The 22,754-nt window shown below is 62.4% G+C and carries 21 protein-coding genes and 3 pseudogenes; 7 read left to right on the top strand and 17 right to left on the bottom strand.

The genetic code is table 11. The features are described 5' to 3' along the window. Window positions 1–46: 46 nt before the first annotated feature. From ACFIMZ_RS26235 to ACFIMZ_RS26200, 8 genes are all read right to left on the bottom strand, one after another. Window positions 47–931: a kinase gene (locus tag ACFIMZ_RS26235; protein WP_431825187.1), complete on the bottom strand. Its 885-nt coding sequence runs from the start codon at window positions 929–931 to the stop codon at window positions 47–49. Between the two features lie 29 nt (window positions 932–960). Beyond that, the gene (gene argH / locus ACFIMZ_RS26230) at window positions 961–2,361 is read right to left on the bottom strand and encodes an argininosuccinate lyase (protein WP_431825186.1); all 1,401 of its coding nucleotides are present in this window, start codon (window positions 2,359–2,361) and stop codon (window positions 961–963) included. Beyond that, a complete protein-coding gene (locus tag ACFIMZ_RS26225) occupies window positions 2,358–3,572 on the bottom strand; it encodes an argininosuccinate synthase (RefSeq protein WP_431825185.1) in 1,215 nt (404 codons plus the stop codon). The genes argH and ACFIMZ_RS26225 overlap by 4 nt, the downstream gene beginning before the upstream one ends. Before the next feature lie 40 nt (window positions 3,573–3,612). After that, window positions 3,613–4,431, bottom strand: coding sequence for a formyltransferase family protein (locus tag ACFIMZ_RS26220; RefSeq protein WP_431825184.1), 819 nt, complete (start codon window positions 4,429–4,431; stop codon window positions 3,613–3,615). 56 nt (window positions 4,432–4,487) lie between these two features. Beyond that, window positions 4,488–5,588: a methyltransferase family protein gene (locus ACFIMZ_RS26215; protein WP_431825183.1), complete on the bottom strand. Its 1,101-nt coding sequence runs from the start codon at window positions 5,586–5,588 to the stop codon at window positions 4,488–4,490. Between the two features lie 9 nt (window positions 5,589–5,597). Beyond that, window positions 5,598–6,590, bottom strand: coding sequence for a pyridoxal phosphate-dependent aminotransferase (locus ACFIMZ_RS26210; protein WP_431825182.1), 993 nt, complete (start codon window positions 6,588–6,590; stop codon window positions 5,598–5,600). A 78-nt stretch (window positions 6,591–6,668) separates the two neighbouring features. Beyond that, window positions 6,669–7,553: a cupin-like domain-containing protein gene (locus ACFIMZ_RS26205; protein ID WP_431825181.1), complete on the bottom strand. Its 885-nt coding sequence runs from the start codon at window positions 7,551–7,553 to the stop codon at window positions 6,669–6,671. Beyond that, on the bottom strand, window positions 7,540–7,764 hold the full coding sequence (locus tag ACFIMZ_RS26200) for an MbtH family protein (protein WP_059751869.1): 225 nt from the start codon (window positions 7,762–7,764) through the stop codon (window positions 7,540–7,542). The genes ACFIMZ_RS26205 and ACFIMZ_RS26200 overlap by 14 nt, the downstream gene beginning before the upstream one ends. Window positions 7,765–7,822: 58 nt before the next feature. Between ACFIMZ_RS26200 and ACFIMZ_RS26195 the strand changes: the two genes are divergently transcribed. The 3 genes and pseudogenes from ACFIMZ_RS26195 (at window position 7,823) to ACFIMZ_RS26185 (ending at window position 9,467) form a co-directional block, all read left to right on the top strand. Next, window positions 7,823–8,173, top strand: a complete 351-nt coding sequence (locus ACFIMZ_RS26195) for a hypothetical protein (RefSeq protein WP_431825180.1) — start codon at window positions 7,823–7,825, stop codon at window positions 8,171–8,173. 860 nt (window positions 8,174–9,033) lie between these two features. Next, window positions 9,034–9,261, top strand: a pseudogene (locus ACFIMZ_RS26190) (transposase); the annotation flags it as partial. A gap of 29 nt (window positions 9,262–9,290) precedes the next feature. Then, window positions 9,291–9,467, top strand: coding sequence for an integrase core domain-containing protein (locus ACFIMZ_RS26185; RefSeq protein WP_431825179.1), 177 nt, complete (start codon window positions 9,291–9,293; stop codon window positions 9,465–9,467). Between the two features lie 82 nt (window positions 9,468–9,549). Here the strand turns inward: ACFIMZ_RS26185 and ACFIMZ_RS26180 are convergent, their stop codons facing one another. From ACFIMZ_RS26180 to ACFIMZ_RS26170, 3 genes and pseudogenes are all read right to left on the bottom strand, one after another. Next, entirely contained in the window at window positions 9,550–10,473 is a 924-nt protein-coding gene (locus ACFIMZ_RS26180; protein ID WP_431825178.1) for an SDR family oxidoreductase, read from the bottom strand. A 227-nt stretch (window positions 10,474–10,700) separates the two neighbouring features. Then, window positions 10,701–10,803, bottom strand: a pseudogene (locus ACFIMZ_RS26175) (transposase domain-containing protein); the annotation flags it as partial. Between the two features lie 165 nt (window positions 10,804–10,968). Continuing rightward, a complete protein-coding gene (locus ACFIMZ_RS26170) occupies window positions 10,969–12,441 on the bottom strand; it encodes a coniferyl aldehyde dehydrogenase (protein WP_431825177.1) in 1,473 nt (490 codons plus the stop codon). 105 nt (window positions 12,442–12,546) lie between these two features. On the opposite strand from ACFIMZ_RS26170, the gene ACFIMZ_RS26165 reads away from it, so the two are divergent. Both ACFIMZ_RS26165 and ACFIMZ_RS26160 read left to right on the top strand, forming a co-directional pair. Beyond that, window positions 12,547–13,194, top strand: a complete 648-nt coding sequence (locus ACFIMZ_RS26165) for a TetR/AcrR family transcriptional regulator (protein ID WP_431825176.1) — start codon at window positions 12,547–12,549, stop codon at window positions 13,192–13,194. A gap of 133 nt (window positions 13,195–13,327) precedes the next feature. Continuing rightward, on the top strand, window positions 13,328–14,011 hold the full coding sequence (locus tag ACFIMZ_RS26160) for a type 1 glutamine amidotransferase domain-containing protein (RefSeq protein ID WP_431825365.1): 684 nt from the start codon (window positions 13,328–13,330) through the stop codon (window positions 14,009–14,011). A gap of 44 nt (window positions 14,012–14,055) precedes the next feature. On the opposite strand, the gene ACFIMZ_RS26155 is transcribed toward ACFIMZ_RS26160, so the two are convergent. From ACFIMZ_RS26155 to ACFIMZ_RS26130, 6 genes are all read right to left on the bottom strand, one after another. Further along, window positions 14,056–14,529 (bottom strand): MerR family transcriptional regulator, encoded by a 474-nt coding sequence (locus ACFIMZ_RS26155; RefSeq protein ID WP_431825175.1) that lies wholly within the window; start codon window positions 14,527–14,529, stop codon window positions 14,056–14,058. Window positions 14,530–14,584: 55 nt separating this feature from the next. Next, window positions 14,585–15,337 carry an SDR family oxidoreductase gene (locus tag ACFIMZ_RS26150; RefSeq protein ID WP_431825174.1) on the bottom strand — a complete coding sequence of 251 codons (753 nt, stop codon included), beginning with the start codon at window positions 15,335–15,337 and terminating at the stop codon, window positions 14,585–14,587. Between the two features lie 24 nt (window positions 15,338–15,361). Further along, window positions 15,362–16,057, bottom strand: a complete 696-nt coding sequence (locus ACFIMZ_RS26145) for a histidine phosphatase family protein (protein WP_431825173.1) — start codon at window positions 16,055–16,057, stop codon at window positions 15,362–15,364. Then, on the bottom strand, window positions 16,054–17,127 hold the full coding sequence (locus ACFIMZ_RS26140; protein ID WP_431825172.1) for a phosphotransferase family protein: 1,074 nt from the start codon (window positions 17,125–17,127) through the stop codon (window positions 16,054–16,056). The genes ACFIMZ_RS26145 and ACFIMZ_RS26140 overlap by 4 nt, the downstream gene beginning before the upstream one ends. A 159-nt stretch (window positions 17,128–17,286) precedes the next feature. Next, complete coding sequence (locus tag ACFIMZ_RS26135) at window positions 17,287–18,198, bottom strand: acetoacetate decarboxylase (RefSeq protein WP_431825171.1); 912 nt, start codon at window positions 18,196–18,198, stop codon at window positions 17,287–17,289. Window positions 18,199–18,475: 277 nt separating this feature from the next. Continuing rightward, window positions 18,476–18,925 carry a MerR family transcriptional regulator gene (locus tag ACFIMZ_RS26130; protein WP_431825170.1) on the bottom strand — a complete coding sequence of 150 codons (450 nt, stop codon included), beginning with the start codon at window positions 18,923–18,925 and terminating at the stop codon, window positions 18,476–18,478. Window positions 18,926–19,302: 377 nt separating this feature from the next. On the opposite strand from ACFIMZ_RS26130, the gene ACFIMZ_RS26125 reads away from it, so the two are divergent. Together ACFIMZ_RS26125 and katG are read left to right on the top strand one after the other, a co-directional pair. Next, window positions 19,303–20,133 (top strand): alpha/beta fold hydrolase, encoded by an 831-nt coding sequence (locus ACFIMZ_RS26125; RefSeq protein ID WP_431825169.1) that lies wholly within the window; start codon window positions 19,303–19,305, stop codon window positions 20,131–20,133. Between the two features lie 191 nt (window positions 20,134–20,324). After that, a pseudogene (gene katG, locus ACFIMZ_RS26120) lies at window positions 20,325–22,538 on the top strand (catalase/peroxidase HPI). The last annotated feature ends 216 nt before the right edge of the window (window positions 22,539–22,754 follow it).

Below are 22,754 nucleotides of genomic sequence, written 5' to 3'. Positions count from 1 at the left end.
CTTGCCGAAGCGTAGCGACAGCTGTTCGGCCGCGTATGCGCGGCGGCTATTGGATCGTGTCATAGACCTTGACGTTTCCGTATCCCGAGAGCGCATCGACCGCCTGCGCGAGGTTCTCGCGGTGCCCCGGCCGCCCGGTTTCGTACAGGATGCCGATGCACGTGCCGCTGTGCGCCGTCACGAGTCCGATCCCCCGCGTCCCCTTGCACACGTCGTGAACCGAGGCCAGATGGCGCTTCGGATTGATCTTCTGGTTGATGTACGCGCTGCGGGTCGACACCCTGCCGATCTCGTCGAGATCGCGTGCGCCGAAGGCTGCGACGATCCGGTCGAGCAGCTCGTTGAACTCGCTGCGATGCTCGGCGTTGTGCCGATGCGCGCGGTCGCGGCGGTGATACTCGAGCGTGTCGATCGTGCCGCCCTCGTCGAGCGACAGGATCTGGATGCCGGACAGGCGCCCGAGCCGCGACCGCAGCATCCCCTTGCGCTGCAGGTAGACGACCGATTCCGCGAACATCACGCCGTCGGTCGGCTCGATGCCGCTCATGTCGCGGCACAGCTCGCCGAGCGGCAGCTCGCGGCCCATGTAGACCTCGATCGCGCGCGCGGTCGCGAGCAGGTCGGCGGACGAGCTGCTGAGCCCCTTGCCGATCGGGATGTCGCAGTCGATGTAGAACGTCCCGCCGACGTTGTGCCCGTAACGCCCGAGAATCATCTTCGCGAGCGCCGCGGACTTCGTCTTGCCGCTCGGATGCGTGACGATCTCGGTGCTGCCGTGGTCCGGCACGAACGTGCTCACCGAATATTTCTGGATTGGCAGCGTGACGAGAAAATCGGCGTCGTCCTCGAGCAGCACGCCCTGCAGCAGTTCGCCGAACGAGCAGTACGAGATGCCCGACGCCGTCCGCGCGGCCGGGATGAATGAACGCATGGGCTCCGACATGGTCAGCGCTCGATCGGTCATCGGCCGGGATGGTGCGCGTCCAGCATCAGGCGAAGCCGCGCGAGCAGTTCGTCGAGCGCCTGGTCGCCGCACGAGCCGTACGAGTTCTTGCGCGACACCATGTCCTCGACGGTGATGCGGCCGATGTCGTCGCCGAACAGCGGGCTCGCTTCGGCGAACGTCGCCTGGGGCAGCGCCGACACGTCGACGCCGCGTGCGTCCGCCGTCTTCACCAGCTCGCCGACGACCCGATGCGCTTCGCGGAACGGCATTCCCTTCCGGACCAGATAGTTCGCGTACTCGGTCGCGATGATGTGTCCGCCGAGCGTCGCCTGCCGCATCCTGTCCGGCACGGGCGCCATCGTGCGAACCAGCTCGGTCAGGATCGCGAGCGACGTCATGCAGTTGTCGAGCGCGGCGAACCACGCGGTCTTGTCTTCCTGCAGATCCTTGTTGTAGCCGAGCGGCAGCGCCTTCAGGAGCGCCATCAGGCTCATCGCATTGCCGATCACCGAGGCCGCCTTGCCGCGCACGAGCTCCGGCACGTCCGGATTCTTTTTCTGCGGCATGATCGAGCTGCCGGTGCAGTAGCCGTCCGCGAGCACGATGAAACCGAACTCCTGGCTCGTGAACGAAATGAGCTCTTCCGACAGCCGCGACAGATGGATCATCAAGTTCGCCGCGTGCGAGCCGAATTCGACCAGGTAGTCGCGGTCGGACACCGAATCGATGCTGTGCAGCGTCGGCTCCTTGAAACCCAGCAGCGACGCCGAGCGCCGGCGGTCGATCGGCAGGCTCGTGCCGGTCGACGCGCAGGCGCCGAGCGGGCACTGATCGGCGCGCGCGAGCGCGTCGACAAAACGGCTGCGATCGCGTTCGAGCATCACCACGTAAGTCGCGAGCCAGTGCGCGTAATACGTGAATTCGGCGCGCTGCAGATGCGTGTACGACGGCATCACGAGCCCCTCGTGGCGCTCGCCGTGCTCGAAGATCGCGCGCTGCAGCGTGTCGATCGCGTCGACCAGCTCGCGCGTCGAGCGCATGAAATAGATGCGCTGCGCGCTCGCCTGCTGATCGTTGCGGCTGCGCGCGGTATGCGTCTTCTTGCCGAGCTCGCCGACCTTGTCGACCAGCAGCGTCTCGAGGTTCATGTGGATGTCCTCGAGCGCGGGCGACAACTGGATCTCGCCCGCGCGCCACGCAGCGCGGATCTCGTCGAGCGCGCGCGCGAGCGCCTCGTGCTCCGCCGTCTCCAGCAAGCCGACCGCATGCAGCATCTCGACGTGCGCGGCCGTGCCGTCGATGTCGGCTTCGAAGAGCCGCGCCTCGAGCGGCAGGCTCGTGTTGAACGCCACCAGGCTGTCGGTCATCGACTGGCTGAAGCGTCCGGCCCACGGATTCGCCATCGGATTGCTCATGCGCCGGCTCCCGATTTCGCGGCGCGCGCGGCTTCGATGCCGATGCGCAGGCCGAGCGTGTTCAGGAAGCCCGTCGCGTCCTCGCCGCTGATCGCGCGACCCGCATGCAGCGTCACGAGTTCGCGCGAATAGAGCGACTGCTCCGATTCGACGGCGGACGGCGTGCACGACCCCTTGTAGAGCTGAACCGTCACGTCGCCGCTCACGTATTTCTGCGATTCGTCGATGAGCGCCTGCAGGCACAGCCGCTCGTCGCTGAACCATAGCCCGCGGTAGACGATGTCGCCGTAGTCGTCGGATACCAGGTTGCGCAGGCGTTCGACGTCGCGCCCGAGCGTGATCTTCTCGAGCTTGCGATGTGCGGCATGCAGGATCGTCAGCGCGGGATTCTCGAACACGCCGCGCACCTTGAGGCCGTTGATGCGGTTCTCGATGATGTCCTGAAAACCGACGCCGTTGCGGGCGCCCACCTCGTTGAGCCGCTCGATCAGCTCGACCGGCCCGAGCGCCGCGCCGTTGACGCTGACGGGCACGCCCTGACGGAAACCGACCGTGATCGTCTCGACCGCATCCGGCGCCTCCGTGGGCGGCGTGATCCAGTTCACGTCGAGCCAGTTGAACTCGTTCGCGACGCTTTCCAGATAGTCGCCCTCCGTCGTGATGTGCACGAGGTTCTCGTCGTGACTCAACAGATTGTCCGGACGGCTTTCGACCGGAATGTCGTGCTGCTGACAATACGCGAACAGATCTTCGCGCGACTGCAGCGACCAGATGCGCCACGGTGCGACAGTCGGAAGGTTGGGCGCGAGGATCTTCGCGGCCATCTCGAATCGCACCTGGTCGTTGCCCTTTTGCGTGCAGCCGTGCGACAGGCAGTCGACGTCGTGCTTGCGCGCGTACTCGATGAGACCCTTGACGATCGCCGGGCGGGCGAGCGGCGTGCCGAGCAGATAGTCTCGCTCGTACGACGCGTTCGCCTTCAGTGCAGGAAACACGAAATCGCCGATGAACGTCTCGCGCAGATCCTCGACGACCAGCTCGTCCGCGCCGGCGATCGCCGCGCGGCGCTTCATCCGCTCCCAATCCTCTTTCTGCCCGAGGTTCGCGCAATAGGCGGTGACGCGACAATCGAAATGCTGCTTCAGAAAATGCAGCGCGGTGGACGTGTCGAGGCCGCCGGAATAGGCGAGGAGGATGTGTTTGGGTTTCATGTCGGATCTTCCGTGATGGATGGGTTCGCCGCCTCGTCGCCTAGCCGACGAGGTAGTTGTCGCGCTTGCCGCGAATCTGGTTGACGTTGTCGGCCAGTTCCGAGAATTCGATGCCGATGCTGTATTTCTTGCCGTCGATGTTCATCACGCAGCCGCCGCTGCCGCGGAAGCAGAACACGCGCAGAAGATCGATGAGCTCGCGCGCGACGTAGGTCGCGTTCGGATCGATCTCCATCGCCTCATTGGTTTCGGTGATCTTCTTGCGCGTGCCCTGGTGCCGCTGCCGGAACAGCTGATAGGTGCCGCTTTCGATGCTCGGCCAGGTCGTCCGGAACAGCTCGACCGACGCGTCCATGTGCTTGTCGTAGATGACGTCGCCCGTGTCCGCTCCGTCGATCAGCACACGCTTCTGGCTGATGATCGGCCCCGCGTCGACCGCCGACACGATCCGGTGGATGCTGACGCCCGCCGGCGTGCCGTCGAGCACGGCCCACGCGTAGTAATAGAAGCCCTTGTTGTATGGCAGATAGCCCGGATGCAGATTGATCGAATCCTTCGACGGCAACTCGATGAAGCGATCGTCGAGGATATAGTCGAAGTAGATCGAAACAATGAAGTCCGGCGCGAGCGGCGCGATCAGCTCGTCGAAGCGGGCACGCGCATCGAGGATGTCGATCGGCGGAATGCCGTTCCGCTCGCACACCTCGACGATTTCGTCGAGGTGCGTCGCGTTCGCTTCGGGATGGACGATCGCGCCGACGACCTCGACGCTCGGCCGGTCGGCGAGGTACTTGAGCACTTCCAGTCCTGCGACGTTGTCGATGCAGAGCAGGACTTTCTCGCAAGTCTTGTCATTCATGTAGGAATCCTATTCTGATCGCGCACGAAAGCGCGTCGAGCCGTTGGGCGGATCAGTCAGCGGTCCGCACTGCGATACTTGAGGACGTAGCAAATGCCGAAGCCGGACGGATCTGCCTTCGGGCTCGTGACCTCGTCCCGGACGACGTCGTAGCCCGCTTCCTCGAAAATTCCGTCCCACTCGCGCTTCGGCAGCAGCAGCTGATTGGTGAACGGGTGAAGCAGGAAATAGGGGTTGTAATACCCGCGGCCCATCGGCGACTGCATGATTTCGCGGTTGTCGATGTCGTAGTCGACTTCCATCACCATCAGGTAGCTGTCGGCGAATTTCCGGCCCAGCTTTCGCAGATACTCGATGAATGCCGGCCGGCCGATCTGCGCGATGATTTCCTGCAGCACGAAGCCGAACAGGATGAAATCGGGCTGCTCTTCGATTTCGTAATCCAGCGCATCGACGTTGACGAGACGTACCTGCTCCTGCAAGCCCATTTCGGCGACCTTCTTCAAGCCGGCTTCGTACGCGCTCGTATCCGGCTCGATGCCGATCGCCTTGATGTCGCCGAGCTCTTTCGCGAGCGTACACAGGTAAAGGGCGTTGCCGCAGCCGAAGTCGACGATCTGCTTCGCATCCGGCTTCACGGACTCGATGAAAGCCTTGGTGATCGGAATCGTGTCGTACTTCGAAATCTGGCAGCTGCCGACGCCGACCCACTTGCCGTCGCGCTTATAGCCGTCGATACCTTCCTTCAGCATCGCGCCGACGTTCGAAAAGATGCTGTCGTAGCCGCCGATCAGGATGTTGAACCACCCTTCGTAGTGCTTGATGCGAGAGCCGTAATCGGACAGCCGGAACGACGCCTCGTCCTCGCGTCCGTCCTTGACGAGCAGCCCTTCGACGGTCAGATACTCGAACACGGTGCGCAGCAGGTACGGATCGAGCGCACGGTCGCTCGCGATTTCCGCGAGGGCCTTGCCCGCGAGCAGATCGTCGAACACGCCGAGCTTGAGCATCTGGAAGATCACCTTCGCGCCGACGAAGCCTTTCACGTAGTCGAGCGTCTTGAACATTTCGGGCTGAAACCAGCGCGAATCCAGAATTTCTTCGACAGACAGGTCTTCTTCGTGCGCTTGCGCACGAACGAGCGTTGCAGCGGTCATGGAGTCACCTTATGAGTGGTCGGAATATTCGGCCAGCGCCGCGAGCAACCGATCGTTGTCCTCTTCACGGCCGATGCTGATTCTGATGTGGTGGTGAAGTCCGAACTGGCCGGCGTCCTTCACCTGAATGCCCCGGTCGCGCAGGAACTGCAGCGTGCGCTCGCCGGCGGCGTTTTCGACGAGAATGAAATTGGCCTCGGACGACGCGGCGCGGTAGCCGAGCCCGCGCAGCGCGTCGGCGACGCGGCGACGCTCCACAAGCGTCTTCGCGATATGCGCTTCGCGCGGGTGATCGTTGTCGAGCGCGGCTTCGAGCGCATGCAGATCGAGCGTGCCGACATTGCAGAACCACTGCTTGCGCTTCATCGCGGCAATCAGCTCGCTCGGCCCGAACAGCGCCCCGAGCCGCAAACCGGCGAGACCGTAGGATTTCGAGAACGAGCGAAACACCAGTTCGTTCTCGCCGTAAGCCAGGCCGCGGGCGCGAAACGACGAATAATCGACGTAGGTTTCGTCGATCAACAGCTTGCCCGCGCGCTGCCTCAATTGATCGAGCTCGCCCGCCGTCAGCGCCTGGCCGGTCGGATTCGAAGGATTGGCGAGTACGACGCAATCGTCGCGCGATACTTGAGCAAGATCTTTCGGTTCGAGCAACAGATCGTCGGTCAGGCCGATTTCGAAGTGTCGGAGCCCGCTGACGGCGATTCGCCCGCGATAGCCGTCGAAGCCCGGCCATGCGGTAACGAACCGCATCGACGAAAATTCTGCGCTGATTCGATCGAAGCATTCGTCGATGCCGCGCACCAGCATCAGGTTTTCCTCGGGGCAACTGAAATGCTCGGCGAGCTTGTGCATGACTCGCGGTTCGGCGTCAAACGGGTAGCGATTGATCCGTGCGGCCGCGGCTGCAATCACGGCCTGCACGCGCGGCTCCACCGCTTCCGGGTTTTCATTGAATGCCAGACAGGCGGCTTGCGCCGATGCCCGTACTTCGGTTTCCATTGCTTCGCCAACGCTCACGATTTCATCCTTGCCGATTCTGATTTGTCGATTCCTGCCCGATGCATCGTGCGCACGGCGTCAGCGCGGCGGCGGATTCAGGCCGGCCCGCTCGTTTTCCATGCCCTTCCAGCGCCAGCCCTCGAACGCCCGCTTCACGTACTGGGTGAAGAACTCGGGCACCAGGCGAAACAGCTGCGGATACGTGATGAAGAACGTGCTGATGGAAATCGAGATGTCCATCGAGATCACGCAATGCCCCCAGTTGCGCGGAATGTGCAGCGTCTCGCCCGGCTCGATGATCGCCTGGTACGGCGTGCAATACCGATAGTTCGGATAGCGCTCGAGATCCGGCTTCTCGAGATCGACCGGACTGAACGTTTCGCGCTCGAACTGGCCGATGTAGAGGTTCTTGCTGACCTGGTCCGGCGGGAACAGGTACACCATCTTCCGGCCCACGATCTGCGTCAGGAAATTCGGCATCGGATCGATGTGGATCGGCGTGTGCGTGCCGGCCGGTCCGATCCACAGGTACGAATCCATGTGCGCACCCGGAATGTGCTCGATATGCCCCTGCACATACGGATGCGGCACGAGATCGGCGCGCAGGTTCGGAAAGCTCTTGCGGAACGGGTGCGACGCCATGTAGTACATGTGGTCCGGCTTCGTTCGCAGGGTGTGGATCAGGTCCTTGAGCTTGAGTTCCTGGAAGCGCAGGTGCTTGACGTAACCTTGTGGGCTATTGTTGCCGGGCCCGCGTTCGTCAGGCTGAAAGCTCTCGACGCCGATGGTCTCGTCGCCGAAATTATTCTCGAAATAGTCGAGCGACCATTTCTGCATCGCCGGCCACGCATCGAGCGCCCTCGCGATCTTCACCGGGTGCTCTTTTTCCAGGTAATGCTCGCGGAAGTCCGACACTTTGGGCCGAACCAGCGTTTCAATAGGCAGAATTTCATCGTACGGCATAGTCGATTCCCGAGCCCGATTGTTGATTGAGATGCTCGCGGACGCTGGCTGGCACCATGTCCGTCCATAGTTGCTCGATGCGTTGCAGGCACTGCTGCTTCGTCGCAGGTTCGCCGACCGTTTCCCAGCCGGCGGGAAGGCTTCGCCCGTCCATCCAGACCGAATACTGGCTCTCGTTATTTCGCACTACGAAATACAATTCGTCGTCCATAGCTGGTTCCCAGGGAAAGCAACGTGATGTGCCGGTTTTTTGCCGTGGCGGCGCGCAGGTGAAATCGCGCGAAACCATCGGCTGGAAAGGCGCGCCGGATGTACCGCCTCGGCATCGCTCGGATGCGGGCTCGCCACTACGCCCAACGCATTGGATGCATCAGAGAATCAAGTATTTCTTCTGCGGGAATTGTCCTCTGAACCAACCTGATATCCGGTTATTGGGCATGTATTTGTCAATGAACCCTCATCTTCAAGGCACGATTAGAATTAACCACAACCTTTCAGGTGTCAAGAAATTTCGCGGCAAGGTACGCCGCTTTATTTCAAACAAAAATCCTTCCCTGATAGATTTTACAGGCGAAAAATTTACACGTGGAGGGCGCGAGAATTTCATTAACGGATGGTGACCGGGAGGCGCGGCGTGCGCAGGGACCGATGCTTACGTGACTTGTCGGCCGCTTCGAGGATTCGATGGGCGCTTGGTCGCCGCCCGTCATCCCGAACATCCCGGAAAGGATGCAGGTGCATGAATGTAAACAGTATTTTTACGAGCGTACACGACAAGGAAAGCTGGACGATTGAACTCGAAATACTTGCGACCGCCCCTTAATTAAGCACACACATTATAAAAGATATATTACCCATCAACATTAATATGAGCGCGGAAATTTTTACCGTCGATGCGTTCGTTAAAAGAAACCTTGCCAATCTCAAGCGGACGCGAAAATCTCACAAACTTCACCGGATTCGCTTGCAATTCAACATTACGAAACAGTTTCAATGAAAAAATAGATTAACCGATTATTTCCAGTCGGCCTTATCATTGCAATTAAGGCAACTAATTACGCGTTCGAAATGCGGCGGCGGCGCTCGGCGCACCTCGTCGTCAGATCGCAACATGGGACGCGCGCTGCGCGACATCGAACCAGGGAGCCCTTGCGTACATGCACGTTTCGACCGATACGTCCGCCGAAGTCAACTCGCTGACACCGAATTGTCGCGACGCCGACTCAGGCGCAGGCACATTCGATATGTCGGGAAGCGACGCGCTGCGGCGGATTGCCGAAACCGTCGACGGCGGCACACGTCACGCTCGACTCGCGCGCTCATCTCGATGCGTTGCTGGACGCATTGCAACGCGCAATGGACAGGAACGCGGACCTGCCGTCTGGTTGCGACCCGCTCCCCGCGCTTAGTTCGGTGACGGTGTAGAGTCCGTTCCAGAGAAGAACGGCAATGAAAGAGGCGATTCAACAGAGAACAAACCATCGGCATCCTGAAGGAAGCCGAGGCTGGCCTGAAGCCGGCAGAGCTGTGCCGCAAGTACGGCATCTCAGAAGCGACCTATTGCAACTGGAAAGGGAAGTTCGGCGGGATGACGGTCTCCGAAGCGCAGCGCCTGAAGGAACTGGAGCAGGAGAACAACAAGCTCAAGCGCCTGGTGGCCGAATCGATGCTCGACAACGCCGCGCTGAAGGATCTGCTGTCTCGAAAGCGCCGGATCGATGGGCATACGAGAACGGCGTGGACATCGACTTCTCACGTCCCGCCAAGCCAACCGATAACGCAAGGAATGAGTCCTTCAACGGGCGCTTCCGGGAGGAATGCCTCGACGCACATTGGTTCTTGTCACTGCAGGAATCGAGGCTTGGCACGAGCACTATAACGAGGCGCGTCCTCAATCCGCGCTGCAATGGGTGACGCCGGCGGAATTCGCCCGCCAGTGCGCCGTCCGGGCCGAGCCGGCCCATCCCGAAGATCCGGAATTTTCCATTGTGAACGCCTACAGTTCCCGTCGAATTTGCTCAAGACCCGCTCGATAAGTTGTCACCTCGAACTCGGGGAACCGCTGCTTGAACTTCGTGGAATCAAAGAGGTTATCCTGCTCGTAGCGGGGCAGGAGCTCCCTGATCTCGCGCACCTGGCCGGAGAAAATGCCAGCAGCGACAAAGGCCCATTTCCCGACAACCGTATAGGCAGGCTTTCGTCCGAAGGCCTCGCTGGCCATGGCGACAAACTCCCGGTATGTCGGCCGGTCGTCGCAGCACGGCAGATGCCAGGTCTGGCCGAACACATCGGGCGTGTTGCCCAGGGCCGCGAGCGCACGGCTTGCGTCGGGCGTCCAAATGAGCGTTCGCCGGGTGTCGTCACGCAATGGCACCTTGGGTTTCTTGCCGACCTTGAGCTTGTCGATGATCAGCGCATTCGTGAAGCTCTGCGTCTTGCCGGGGCCATAGAACTCGGGCGCCCGCCCGATTAGGACCGGAATGTCCCCTCGCGCCATCTCGTCGAGCACCATGGCCGCCATTGCCGCGCGCACCCTGCCCTTGCGGCCTACTGGCGCGAAGGACGTTGCCTCCGTCTGCAGCCGGTTGTCCTGCGGATACATATAGGTGTTGTCGAAATAGGCAAACCTGGCGCCTTCCGCCCGACACGCGTCCAGGGCGTTTTTCAACATCACGGGAAACTGCGTTTCCCACAGTTGCGTGTCCGGCGGAAGGCCGGCGGTGAAATAGACAATACTGCTGCCCCTGACCGCACGGGCTGTCTGGCTCGCATCCAGGAGATTGGCCGACACCAAGCTATCGGTGTCGTTTACCTTGCGCGGATTGCGGCTTACGAGGCGGATGTCGCCCGTGTCAATGCGCCGCAATTCTCGCGCCAATTCCGTGGCGATTTGGCCATTTGCCCCGAATATCGTTTGCATATCGTCTGCCTTTGTAACCTTGCGTCAAATGACGGTAGGCAGGAGGCTAACCTTGAAGGCGAGCTCAAGGTCAAGCAGCGCATCGTGAACGTGCAGTGCTGTTTGTACGGAGGCACGTCTGGCCTTCCCTCCGTTTCTCGCCTTCCAGAGGTCCTGAGTTACGCAGCCCGAACGCGGACAAAACGGGCAGCAATGACCTGGCGCGAAACGCGCAGGGCATCGAAGTCGCTGGTCGGCGATGCGCTCAAGCACGTAGGCGAAATATGCCTCGGCATCGAGGCCATTCAGGTATGCCGTACCGGTCAGGCTATACCTCACGGCAGCACGATCAAGGCATCGTCGCCAGGCACCCAGAAGCAGCGTGCGTTCACGGAAACCGACATCGAAGCGGCCATCCTGCAGGTCGCCTCGTCAACCCATCAAGCAGAATCGAACCGGCGGTCTGCCAACGCCCGCTGCTGCAGCGCCCCGTCAAACAGCGGCGACAAATCAGGCTCAGCGCCCGGCCTGAGCCGGGTAGCTTGCCGGCCGGCCGTGACGCTTCCCGAGCGTGACCGAGAGCGCCAGATCCACGAACTTGCCGAACGGCGCGCGCAGCAGGCCCGGAAGGTTCCAGCGCCCCTGGACGAACACCCCCTTCGCGTGGCTCATCGCGCGAAAGCCCTCGACGCCGTGGTACGCGCCCATCCCGCTCGGCCCGACGCCCCCGAACGGCAGATCGTCCTGCGCGACGTGCATGAGCGTGTTGTTGATGCCGACATTGCCGGAGGTGGTCCGCTTCAGCAGCGTCTCGCAGTCGGCGTCGCGGGCGCCGAAGTAATAGAGCGCGAGCGGCCGCGGCCTTTCGTTCACGAAGTCGATGACCTCGTCGATCGTGCGATAGGTGCGCACCGGCAGGACCGGACCGAAGATCTCCTCCTGCATGATCACCATGTCGTCGGTGGCCCCGACGACCAGCGTGGGAGCCAGCGTGCGCAGCCGGGTAGCAGCGCGCTCCGGACTCACGCCCGCCTCGATCACCCGCGCCCCCTTGCGCCGGGCATCCTCGATCAAGCCTTTCAGGCGGTCGAGATGCCGGTCGCTCACGATCGACGTGTAGTCCTTGCTGGTCGGCCCGTCCGGATAGCAGCGGGCCACCGCCGCGTCGTACTGCTTGACGAACGTTTCGAGGTCGTCTTCATGGACCAGCGCGTAGTCGGGCGCGACGCAGGTCTGGCCGCCGTTCGACAGCTTGCCGAAGACGATGCTGCCGAGCGTTCGGTCATCGACATGGCCGCGCGCGACGATCGCGGGGCTCTTGCCGCCCAGTTCAAGCGTCACGGGCACGAGGTTGTCGCTTGCCGCCTTCATGACCTTGCGACCCACCTGGGTGCTGCCGGTGAAGAGCAGATGGTCGAACGGCAGGCCGCTGAACGCGGCGCCGACCTCCGGGCCGCCGAGCACGACCGCCACTTCGTCGGGCGAGAAACTGTCCGCGATCATTCGCAGGATCACCTCGCTGGTGCGCGGAGTCAGTTCCGACGGCTTGAGCATCGCGCGGTTGCCGGCGGCGAGCGCGGTCGCCAGCGGGATGATCGTCAGGGAGAACGGGTAGTTCCACGGCGCCATGACGCCGACGACGCCTACCGGCTGGTATTCCACGTGAGCACGGCCGGCGCGGTAGAACAGGCCGACATGCCGGCGCTCGGGCTTCATGAAGCGGCGCAGATTGCGGCTCAGGTAGTCGATCGACTGGATCACGCCGACCAGTTCCATGATGCCGGTCTCATGGTGCGAGCGATGCCCGAAATCGGCGCTGATCGCCTCCTCTACTTCACTGCGGCAAGCAAGAACAGCGGCGCGCAGCCGGGCGAGCCGCGCCTTGCGCTGATGCAGGCTCGGCGGGCCCTCCCTGAGGAAAGCGCTGCGCTGGCGAGCCAGCAACGCCGCTGCATCAATTACGTGGCCGGGTTCGGCAGGAATGGTCATCTTGCACCTCATGAGGTAATTGCAATGTAGACAGCGTCAACTTGATGCGAAACGATGATAGGAGCACAATGTGTTCTCTGTCAACATCGATTGGGAGCACATGAAATGACGTCGGAAGCGCGCGCCGAGCAGAAGCCGTATCACCACGGCGACTTGCGGCGCGTGATCATCGAAACGGCCCTCGACACGTTGCAGGAGCAGCAGGGCTGGCAATTCACGCTGCGCGAAATTGCCCGGCGGGCGAATGTCAGCCACTCGGCGCCCTACCGGCATTTCCCGGACAAGGCCGCATTGCTGCGCGAACTGGCGCTGATCGGGTTCGACCGCCTGCGCGACGAACTGGACGCGGCGCTCGATCCCGCGCTGGATGCGCCCGTGAACCTGATGGCGCTGGCCTATGCGCACCTGGACTTCGGCGTCAAGCGCCCGGACCTGTATCGCCTGATGTTCGCGGCGGATGCCGGGGAGCCGTCGGACATCCACCTCGATCCGCGCGCGCAGGCCCCCTTCCTGCTCGTGATCGACGTGCTGGAGCGGGGCCAGGGCGAGGGCACGATCCGCCGGCGCTCGGCGCTAGGTCAGGCGACCGCCTGCTGGGCGCATCTGCACGGCCTGACCATGCTCGCGATCGATGGCCGGCTGGTGCCGGCGAAGGTGGGTGATCACGCTATCGAGGATGCCCTGACGACGCTGCTGGATGGGCTGGTGCTGGACGAAGCACGGCCCGGGCGAACGCAGGCAAAAAGGCCTTGACCTTGGGCTTCACTTGAAGGTTATGGTTGGCCATGGCAAGCGTATCGTGGCCATGGGTATGTTTTCTGCCGTCAGACCAGAGGCGGCATGTCCACGACTGCCGCCCGTGACCGATGAAGAGGGGGTGTCCAGCATGACCAAACGCATACTTCACGTCGTCAGCAATGTCGCCAATTATGCGGACCAGTCCGAGCCAACCGGCCTGTGGTTGTCGGAGTTGACCCATGCCTGGCACGTCTTCGCCGGGAAAGGGTATGACCAGCGTCTCGTCAGTCCCAAGGGCGGCGCTTCCCCTCTGGAACCCCGCTCCCTGAAATGGCCGCTTGCCGATGCCTCCGTGAAGGCGTGGCTGAACGACAAGGACCGCCAGCAGCTTTTGGCGACCACAGCCCGGCCCGACCAGATTGATCCGGCGGACTTCGATGCGATCTATTTCACCGGCGGGCACGCCGTCATGTGGGACTTTCCCGACGACGCGGGGCTGCAGCGGATCACGCGCGACATCTACGAGCGTGGCGGGATCGTGTCGTCCGTCTGCCACGGCTACTGCGGCCTGCTGAACACGAAGCTGACCGACGGCACGCTGCTGGTTGCCGGCCGCCGGGTCACCGGCTACTCGTGGGTGGAGGAAGTGCTGGCCGGGGTCGCGAAGAAGGTGCCCTACAACGCGGAGCAGGAGATGGTGCGACGCGGCGCACTCTACGAGAAAGCGTTGCTGCCGTTCACGTCGAAGGTCGTCACGGATGGCCGCCTGGTGACCGGCCAGAACCCGCAATCCGCGAAAGCGACAGCCGAGCAGGTCGCCGCGCTTCTGTGACCTGTGACCGCAGGCCAGCCTTTACATTGCGGAGTGCATACTGCCTAGCTTGTCCGGACCGATCGGCGCCGGCTTGCCTTGACGACGCCGGTCGCAGGGGCCGGGTCGCCGATCGCCCCCCGCTGCATCCGCGACAACACGCGCGTCGCGTTGGCGGCGCAGTCGATTTTCTCCGGCTTGGCCTCGATTTCCGCCATCAGCGACACGAGGTGCACCTTGCTCTGCGCAAGCCGCGCCTCCATTTCCTCGATGTCCCGCACCTTGCGACGGAGCGTTTCGAGCAGCGGGCCATGCTGCCACTGCGCGAGGTCGGGCGGCAGCAGCATGCGGATCTCGTCGAGGCTGAAGCCGGCCTTCTGTGCCGTCGCGACCAGTCCGAGCACCAGCACTGCTTCTGGCGGATAGGTCCGATAGCCGTTTGGCTGGCGTTCGACCGCCGTCAACAGGCCGATGCGTTCGTAAAAGCGGATGCGCGAAGGGGTAAGGCCAGTGCGCTCCGCCAGTTCCCCTATCTTCATGTTCTCGATGCTCCTCGATCTGATTGAAATTACCTTGGCATTTAGGCGTATCCCCTCAGTTAAAGCGCGCCACCCAGCGTAGCGGCAGCGTTTGCATCAGCACGCCCACCAATGCCCACGGCAAGCGAGGGACACAGGCCTCGTCCGGTTCGCGCTCGATGGCCTTTACCATGTAGTGGCAGCCGAGATCCTCGTCGATCTCGAAAGGCAATTTTTTCGCTCCCGCGTTGAGTTCGGTGCGGATATAACCGGGAAACAGCGTGCTCACCTTTATCGGTGTACTCAGCAACTCGGCGCGAATGCCTTCGGCAAGGTGGGCCACTGCTGCCTTGCTTGCCGCGTAGGTAGTCAAGTGCCTGGGCAGGCCGCGCTTTGCACTCATGGACGAGATGACCACCAGATGCCCGCTGTTCTGTTTTCGGAAAATCCCCACCGCCGCTTCGCATTGCGCAAGGGCCGCTATGAAGTTGGTTTCGGCGGTTCGCAGGTTGGTGGTGAAATGGCCGGTACCAATGCGTCGCCCTTCACCAATCCCGGCATTGACGACGATCCGGTCGAGCCGACCGAACATCTGCGCAAACTCGTCGAATATGGCGAACACCTGGTCGTGCTCATTGACGTCGAGCGCCCTGACCTCAACGCGTACGCCGAACGTTCCGCATAGCTCCGCCTCCAGTTCCCGAAGTCGTTCAGTGCGTCGCGCACAGAGCGCAAGGTTGTAGCCGCGTGCGGCGAATTTCCGCGCCATGCCGGCTCCCAGCCCCGAGCTGGCACCGGTAATCAGGACAGTCCTGGATTGCTGTTTCATTTCGATCTCGTCCGGTTCGATCCTTCAGCGCCAGGTCAGCAGATGCTGACGGTCGCCGTGAAAGTGCGAATACTCGTTAAGGGTCATGAGCCGGCGTGTGTGCTGACCGCTTGCCTGTATTGCAGTCATGCCGGCATTGGCCAGTGTCCAGTTGACCTGCATCGCGGCTGCATCGCCAAGGCCGAGCATTGCCTGAACAAGCACCGCGATCACCCCGCCCGAGGTCACCACCAGATGCGTCTCGTCCGGCCCGGCCCGGTTCAGCACCTGCGCCAATGCGGCCAGGCAGCGCGACTGGAACCGGCACCAGGGTTCGTCGTAGTCTCCGTCGGCAGTGCCGCCATACCAACGCGCCAGCGCGGCGCCAAACATGCTGAAAAATGCATCTCGCGGGTCATGTGCGGCGGCGAGTTCGCTCATCATCACCTTGTGGTCGATATAGCGAGGCTCGTAACGGACGATCACCTGCTGGTGGTCGAACTCATCGAAACCTGCAAGACAGTGCTGCTCAAGTGCCCAATTGGCACCCTTGAGCAACCCGTCCGCAGTTTGCCGGTGACGCTGGAGCGTTCCGGACCACAGGGCGTCGATTGTTTCGCCACGCTCGCGCAGTACCTTGCCGAGATGCCCGGCCTGCTCGAGTCCCTTGGCGGAGAGACAGTCGTAGTCGGCGGCGCCGAAGGAAGCCTGACCATGACGTACCAGAATGACGCGCGTCATGATCGAGCTCCGTTGCCCTGGCGGATCAGTTGCCGACAGCGTCGATGGAGTGCATGAACCATCAGCCAGAAATGCCTGAATGCCGGATTGTTCGTTTGCTTGTGGTGATAGCGGTAGTAGATCTGTTGAATGATGACCGCCAGCCGGAACAGTCCGAAGACTTCGTAGAACACCCAGTTGTCGACCTTGAGGCCGGTCTTGCGGAAGTAGTAGTCGACTACTTCCCTGCGCGTCAGCATGCCCGGCAAGTGGGTCGGTTGACGCCGCGCCGCCCGCATCAGGAAGTTGTCGTCGGCCTGTATCCAGTAGGCCAGCATGGCGCCGAGGTCCATGAGCGGATCGCCCAGCGTGGCAAGCTCCCAATCCAGCACCCCGATCACCCGGGTGGGTTCCTGAGCGGACAGAACGACGTTGTCGAAGCGCCAGTCGTTATGGATGATGCAGGTACGACTGTCCTCCGGCGTATTTGCCCTCAGCCACGCACGCACGCTTCGAAAGCGCGGTACGTTCCAGGTCAGACTCTTCTCGTAGCGGCTATCCCATCCGTCGACTTGACGCTTGCAGTAGCCAGCCCCCTTGCCCAGCGAACCGAGCCCGGCCGCCTGGTAATCCGTCTGGTGAAGGGCGATTAGCTGGTCCAACACGTTCAGGCACAGTTCACGCACACGCGGCGCCGTGAAATCGAGTTCACGGGGCAGGTTCGCGCGCGGAATGATCCCGGCGACGCGCTCCATGACATAGAAGTCGCAGCCGATCACCGAATGGTCCTGACACAGGGCAATGGCGTCAGGCACCATGGGGTATGCCGGCTTGAGACTTTTCTGAATCGAGTACTCGCGCGCCATGTCGTGCGCGCCCGCCGCCTTGGTCCCTGCTGGCGGACGCCGCAGGACGAGGTCGCGGTTGCCGTACTCGAGCCGGTAGGTCCAGTTGGACGCGCCGCCGGAATACTGGGTGATCCTGGGCTGCCCGGACAGGCTGCTGTCCTGCGCCTTAAGCCATCGATCGACAGCCTCTACGTCAAGCTCTTCGCCCGGGCGGACCGCTCCCCCTTGATCCATGACCTTCATGCCTGGCTTCTCCAATATCCGCGTATCGCCAGCGACATCCTGGCAATTCCGCTTTTTTTCAAATTCATCCGGTCCGTTTGTCAGACGCAGACCCTGAGCCTGCCGAACCCTGCGTTGTGTGTCGGGGCCGATGGTCGTCAGCTAGACGACGCTCCCCGGTCACGCGCCGACGCAATCGAAAGTCTTCAACCGCGTCGGCAGATTCAGGACCAGTTGCGCGTCCTTGACCACGTCCAGGCGGACCATGGTGGAAGCGCCCAGCCCATCGAGCAATTGACTCAGCGGGCCGCCATGGCGCGACAGCTTGACGTCTTTAGGAAAGAGGCGCTGGGCGAACGACAACATGTTGGTCAGCACCGAGGTCTGGTGCCATTCCCCGTCGATCCGGTTGATCATGGTCGTCGTCCCCATATGCGACTGCGGTGCGACATTGCGCAAGGCCGGCAGCGGCGCACTCAGGGTCAAGTCCGGCTTGCCGCCGGGGCCGGCGATGCTGGCCTTCACGTCGGCGCCGATGTTCACGTCGATGTCGGTGCGCCATTTCGGCAACTGATAGCCATGCACGCCACGCACCCGCGCGATCTCGGTGGTGACGGGCAGTGCGAGCACATGCGCGAAGAAGCTGCGGCGTCGCATCGAATCGAGCAGTTCCATCGTATGGGAACCACGCGCGCCAGGCCGGCGGATCACCACTGCAACGGACACTTCGTCGTAGGGGTCGTTATCGCAAACCGAATAGGAGAAAAAGGTCAGCGCCACCAGCCCGTAGCCCGGAAACGCCCTCAAGGGCTCGAGCGGCATCGGCAGCATCGCCCGCAACCGGGCGAGAGGGGCCAGAAACAGCAGTTGAATATTGCTCGAGCGATAGTAGAAGTTCGGCGCCCAGGTCGGGCCGACTCTCGATGACACCAGTTGCTTGGGTATCCTGCGGAAGAAATCGATATTGCCTGCGGCAGGATCCCGTGCCACCTCATCGAGGTTCGGATTCATCCGGAAACGGTCGTAGTATCCGCCCGCGGGCACTTCGACCTTGTGTGTCCCGAATTCGACCTGTGTAAACCGCTTATCCATATTCGTTGACCTCTCTCGGTGATTGAACCGGCGGGCAGCCCCCAAAGGCATGCCGATTAACAGCCAGCAGCAACCACTCTAAGATTGAATATGACTTTAAGGTCAAGCACCCGGATGCGGATCGGTGCGGTTGTCCTCATCGGGACAAGGGGGATTTAACGCAGGGCCTGCAGCCGCTCATCGAGGGACCGGGGGCCGATGACCCGGTCGATGTTCCGACGCGCCGAGAAAGCAGGTGTTCTCGCAGCCCTGCAAGTTTTCCCGGCTGGCACGAGGATCAGCCGAGGTCGGAGCCGTCCAGCTTGTCCAGTGCCGACGCGCCCCCTGCTTCGCGGAGGCGGTCCAGCACGCGCTTCTTGTTATCGGCGCAATTGATTCCGTCAGGCCTGTTCTCGATGCTCTCGATCGCGACGAGCAGTTGCGCGCGGTTCTGCACGAGGCGCTTTTGAAGGTCCTCGATTTCGGCCACCTTCTGCTTGAGGGCATCCAGTAGCGCGTCATGATGCCAGGCACCTGGCCCGACCGGCAGCAGATGCCGGATCTGCTCGAGCGAGAACCCCGCATTCTGGGCGATGGAAATGATCCCCAGGATCCACGCCGCTTCCGGAGGGTACTCGCGATAGCCATTCGCCTTGCGCTCCACCACCCTGATCAATCCAGCCGCCTCGTAAAAGCGGATACGGGAGGCCGTCAGGCCGCTGAGCTTCGCCAACTCTCCAATTCTCACACTACACCCCAAAAAACTATTGACATTAACGTTGACTTTAATCCTAAAGTTGGCTCATGACTACGCGAGGCAACACGGTGGATTTGTTCGACAAGCAAGCGTTCCCTGACCGCTCGAACATGTCGAATTGTCTCAACAAAGCCTATCCGAAGGAGAGCATCGTAAACACGGACCAGGTCCGGTCCGGGAAGATGATGCGCCTCCACCAGGCCCGAGCGAATGGTGACCCGGGCCTGCGTATCACCGGCAACATGTCTCCAGCCATGTTGCCGTCTCGACAGTCACCATCATGAAAGGAGCAGAACCCTACCGAGCAGCAACGATCATCGAACACGTCACTGATTTGCCAACTTACATATTGAACAGGAGTACAGACCATGGGATACGTCACAACGAAGGATGGCGTTGAGATCTTCTACAAGGACTGGGGTCCGCGCGATGCGCAGGTGATCTTCTTCCATCACGGTTGGCCGCTCAGTGCGGACGACTGGGATGCCCAGATGCTCTTTTTCCTGTCGCACGGCTACCGGGTCATTGCGCATGACCGTCGCGGCCACGGGCGATCCAGCCAGGTCTGGGACGGTCATGACATGGACCACTATGCCGACGACGTCGCGGCCGTGGTCAAGCACCTCGGCGTGCAGAGGGCCATCCACGTCGGCCATTCCACGGGCGGCGGCGAAGTCATCCACTACGTCGCCCGTCATGGCGAGGACCGCGTCTCCAAGGCCGTGCTGATCAGCGCGGTCCCGCCGCTGATGGTCAAGACCGAGAGCAACCCGGGCGGCCTTCCCAAGGAGGTGTTCGACAACCTCCAGGCCCAGCTCGCGGCGAACCGGGCGCAGTTCTATTACGACGTTCCGGCAGGCCCCTTCTACGGCTACAACCGCGCCGGAGCGAAGCCGTCGCAAGGCGTCATCTGGAACTGGTGGCGACAGGGCATGATGGGCAGCGCCAAGGCCCACTATGACGGCATCGTCGCTTTCTCGCAGACCGACTTCACCGAAGACCTGAAGAGCACCACGATCCCGGTTCTCGTGATGCATGGCGACGACGATCAGATCGTCCCTTATGCCGATTCCGGCCTCCTGTCGGCGAAGCTGGCCAGGAACAGCACGCTGAAGACCTATGCGGGATTCCCGCATGGCATGCCCACCTCCAACGCCGACACGATCAACGCCGATCTGCTCGCGTTCGTGCGCGGGTAAGCGCCACGAGCGCCAGGGCGACAGCCTCCCGGCGCCCGCCAGCCCCCTTCGGGGGGCATATTGTCTTGCTGAAAAACGCTCAAGCGTTGTGCAAGTGTCCGTTTGCGCGGCTCGCAGCACGGGCGATGATCGGCCCCGGCGAGTCCTGCGCGCATGACGATACATCCTCACGTCCTCACACAGAGGTGCTTATGTCGAAGGAAGGGCAGTGCCCGTTCAACCACGCTGCCGGCGGCGGCACGTCCAATCGTGACTGGTGGCCAACAGAATTGCGGCTGGATCTGCTCGGCCAGCACTCGAGCAGATCCAGCCCGCTTGATTCGAGCTTCAACTACGCCGAGGCCTTCAAGCGCCTCGATCTCGCCGCGGTGAAGGCGGATCTGGCGGCCCTGATGACCGACTCGCAGGACTGGTGGCCCGCCGACTTCGGCCACTACGGCCCCCTCTTCATCCGCATGGCCTGGCACAGCGCCGGCACCTACCGCATGGGCGACGGCCGCGGCGGCGCCGGGCGCGGCCAGCAGCGTTTCGCGCCGCTCAACAGCTGGCCGGACAACGTGAGCCTCGACAAGGCTCGGCGCCTCCTCTGGCCGATCAAGCAGAAGTACGGCCAGAAGATCTCCTGGGCCGACCTGCTGATTCTCACCGGCAATGTCGCGCTCGAGACGATGGGATTCAAGACCTTCGGCTTCGCCGGCGGTCGCGAGGACACATGGGAGCCGGATCGCGACGTCTACTGGGGCAGCGAGAAGACCTGGCTCGGTGGCGATCTGCGCTACGGCAAGGACGCGGCCGACGAACCGCAACACGGCAGCGAACCCGCTCGCAACCTGGAAAATCCGCTCGCCGCGGTGCAGATGGGCCTCATCTACGTGAACCCCGAAGGTCCGGATGGCAATCCCGATCCCGTCGCGGCGGCGCACGACATCCGCGAGGTCTTCGCGCGCATGGCGATGAACGACGAAGAAACCGTCGCGCTGATTGCCGGCGGCCACGCCTTCGGCAAGACGCACGGCGCCGGTCCGGCCGACAACGTCGGTCCCGAACCCGAGGCCGCCGGCCTCGAGCAGCAGGGGCTTGGCTGGAAGAACAGTTTTGGCACCGGCAAAGGCGCGGATACGATCACGAGCGGCCTCGAAGTCACGTGGAGCGACACGCCCACGAAGTGGGGCATGAGCTTTTTCAGGAACCTGTTCGGCTACGAATGGGAACTGACGAAGAGCCCGGCGGGCGCGCACCAGTGGGTGGCAAAGAATGCGCAGCCGACGATTCCGCACGCGCACGATCCGTCGAAGAAGCTGCTGCCGACGATGCTGACCACCGATCTCTCGCTGCGCTTCGATCCTGCATACGAGAAGATCTCGCGTCACTTCATGGACAACCCCGACGTGTTCGCCGATGCGTTCGCACGCGCGTGGTTCAAGCTCACGCACCGCGACATGGGGCCGCGCGCCCGCTACCTCGGGCCGGACGTGCCGGCGGAAGAACTCATCTGGCAAGACCCGGTTCCAGCCGTCGATCATCCGCTGGTCGACGGCGAGGACGTTGCCGCGCTCAAGGCGAAGATTCAGGCCTCGGGGCTTTCGGTGGCCGAGCTCGTGTCCACGGCGTGGGCGTGGGCGTCGGCCTCGACATTCCGCGGCTCCGACAAGCGCGGCGGCGCCAACGGCGCGCGCATCCGCCTCGCACCGCAGAAAGACTAGGCAGCCAACAAGCCCGGGCGGCTGGCGAAGGTACTGAAAGTCCTGGAAAGCATCCAGGGCGAGTTCAACGGCACGCAGTTCGGTGGCAAGAAGATCTCGCTGGCCGACCTGATCGTGCTGGCTGGCGGCGCCGGTATCGAGCACGCGGCGAAGCAAGCAGGCCATGATGTGAGTGTGCCGTTCTCGCCCGGCCGGACGGACGCCTCGCAGGAACAGACCGATGTGCATTCCTTCGCGGTGCTCGAACCGGCCGCCGACGGCTTCCGCAACTTCCTCAAGGGCAAGTTCGCGGTGCCGGCCGAAGCCCTGCTGGTCGACAAGGCGCAATTGCTGACGCTGACCGCCCCCGAGATGACGGTGCTCATCGGTGGCCTGCGTGTCCTGAACGTTCACACCGGCAATGAACATGGCGTGTTCACCAGCCGGCCCGAAACGCTGACCAACGACTTCTTCCGCAACCTGCTCGACATGAGCACGGAATGGAAGCCGGTCTCGGCGGCTGACGTGTTCGAAGGGCGTGACCGTCAAACGGGCGAGCTGAAGTGGACGGGTACGCGCGTCGATCTGGTGTTTGGTTCGAACGCCGTGCTGCGTGCGCTGTCGGAAGTCTATGCGAGCGCCGACGGCGAAAAGAAGTTCATTCGCGACTTCGTCGCGGCGTGGGTCAAGGTGATGAATCTCGATCGCTTCGATCTTGCCTGAGCGACGACGCCGGAATGCGGATGCGGGCGAACTGCCTAAGCAGCTTGCCCGTTCGTTTCCCGGCTGATGAAAGTCACGCGACCCGCCACGACACGTTGCGGGTCGCGTGATGTTTTGCAGGCAGGCGTTCAATGCGGCGAGGTCATTCGCCAGAATGAGCACGGGCGGGACTACCCTGGTGGCCATGAGAGGCGGTCTCTCCGCAGAGAGGCCGCC

Origin of the sequence: Burkholderia sp. F1 (genome assembly GCF_050813845.1) — a bacterium.
Taxonomy (GTDB): domain Bacteria; phylum Pseudomonadota; class Gammaproteobacteria; order Burkholderiales; family Burkholderiaceae; genus Burkholderia; species Burkholderia ubonensis.
The sequence above is the reverse complement of the archived record's forward strand: the minus strand, read 5'-3'. Positions and strand labels throughout refer to the sequence as shown.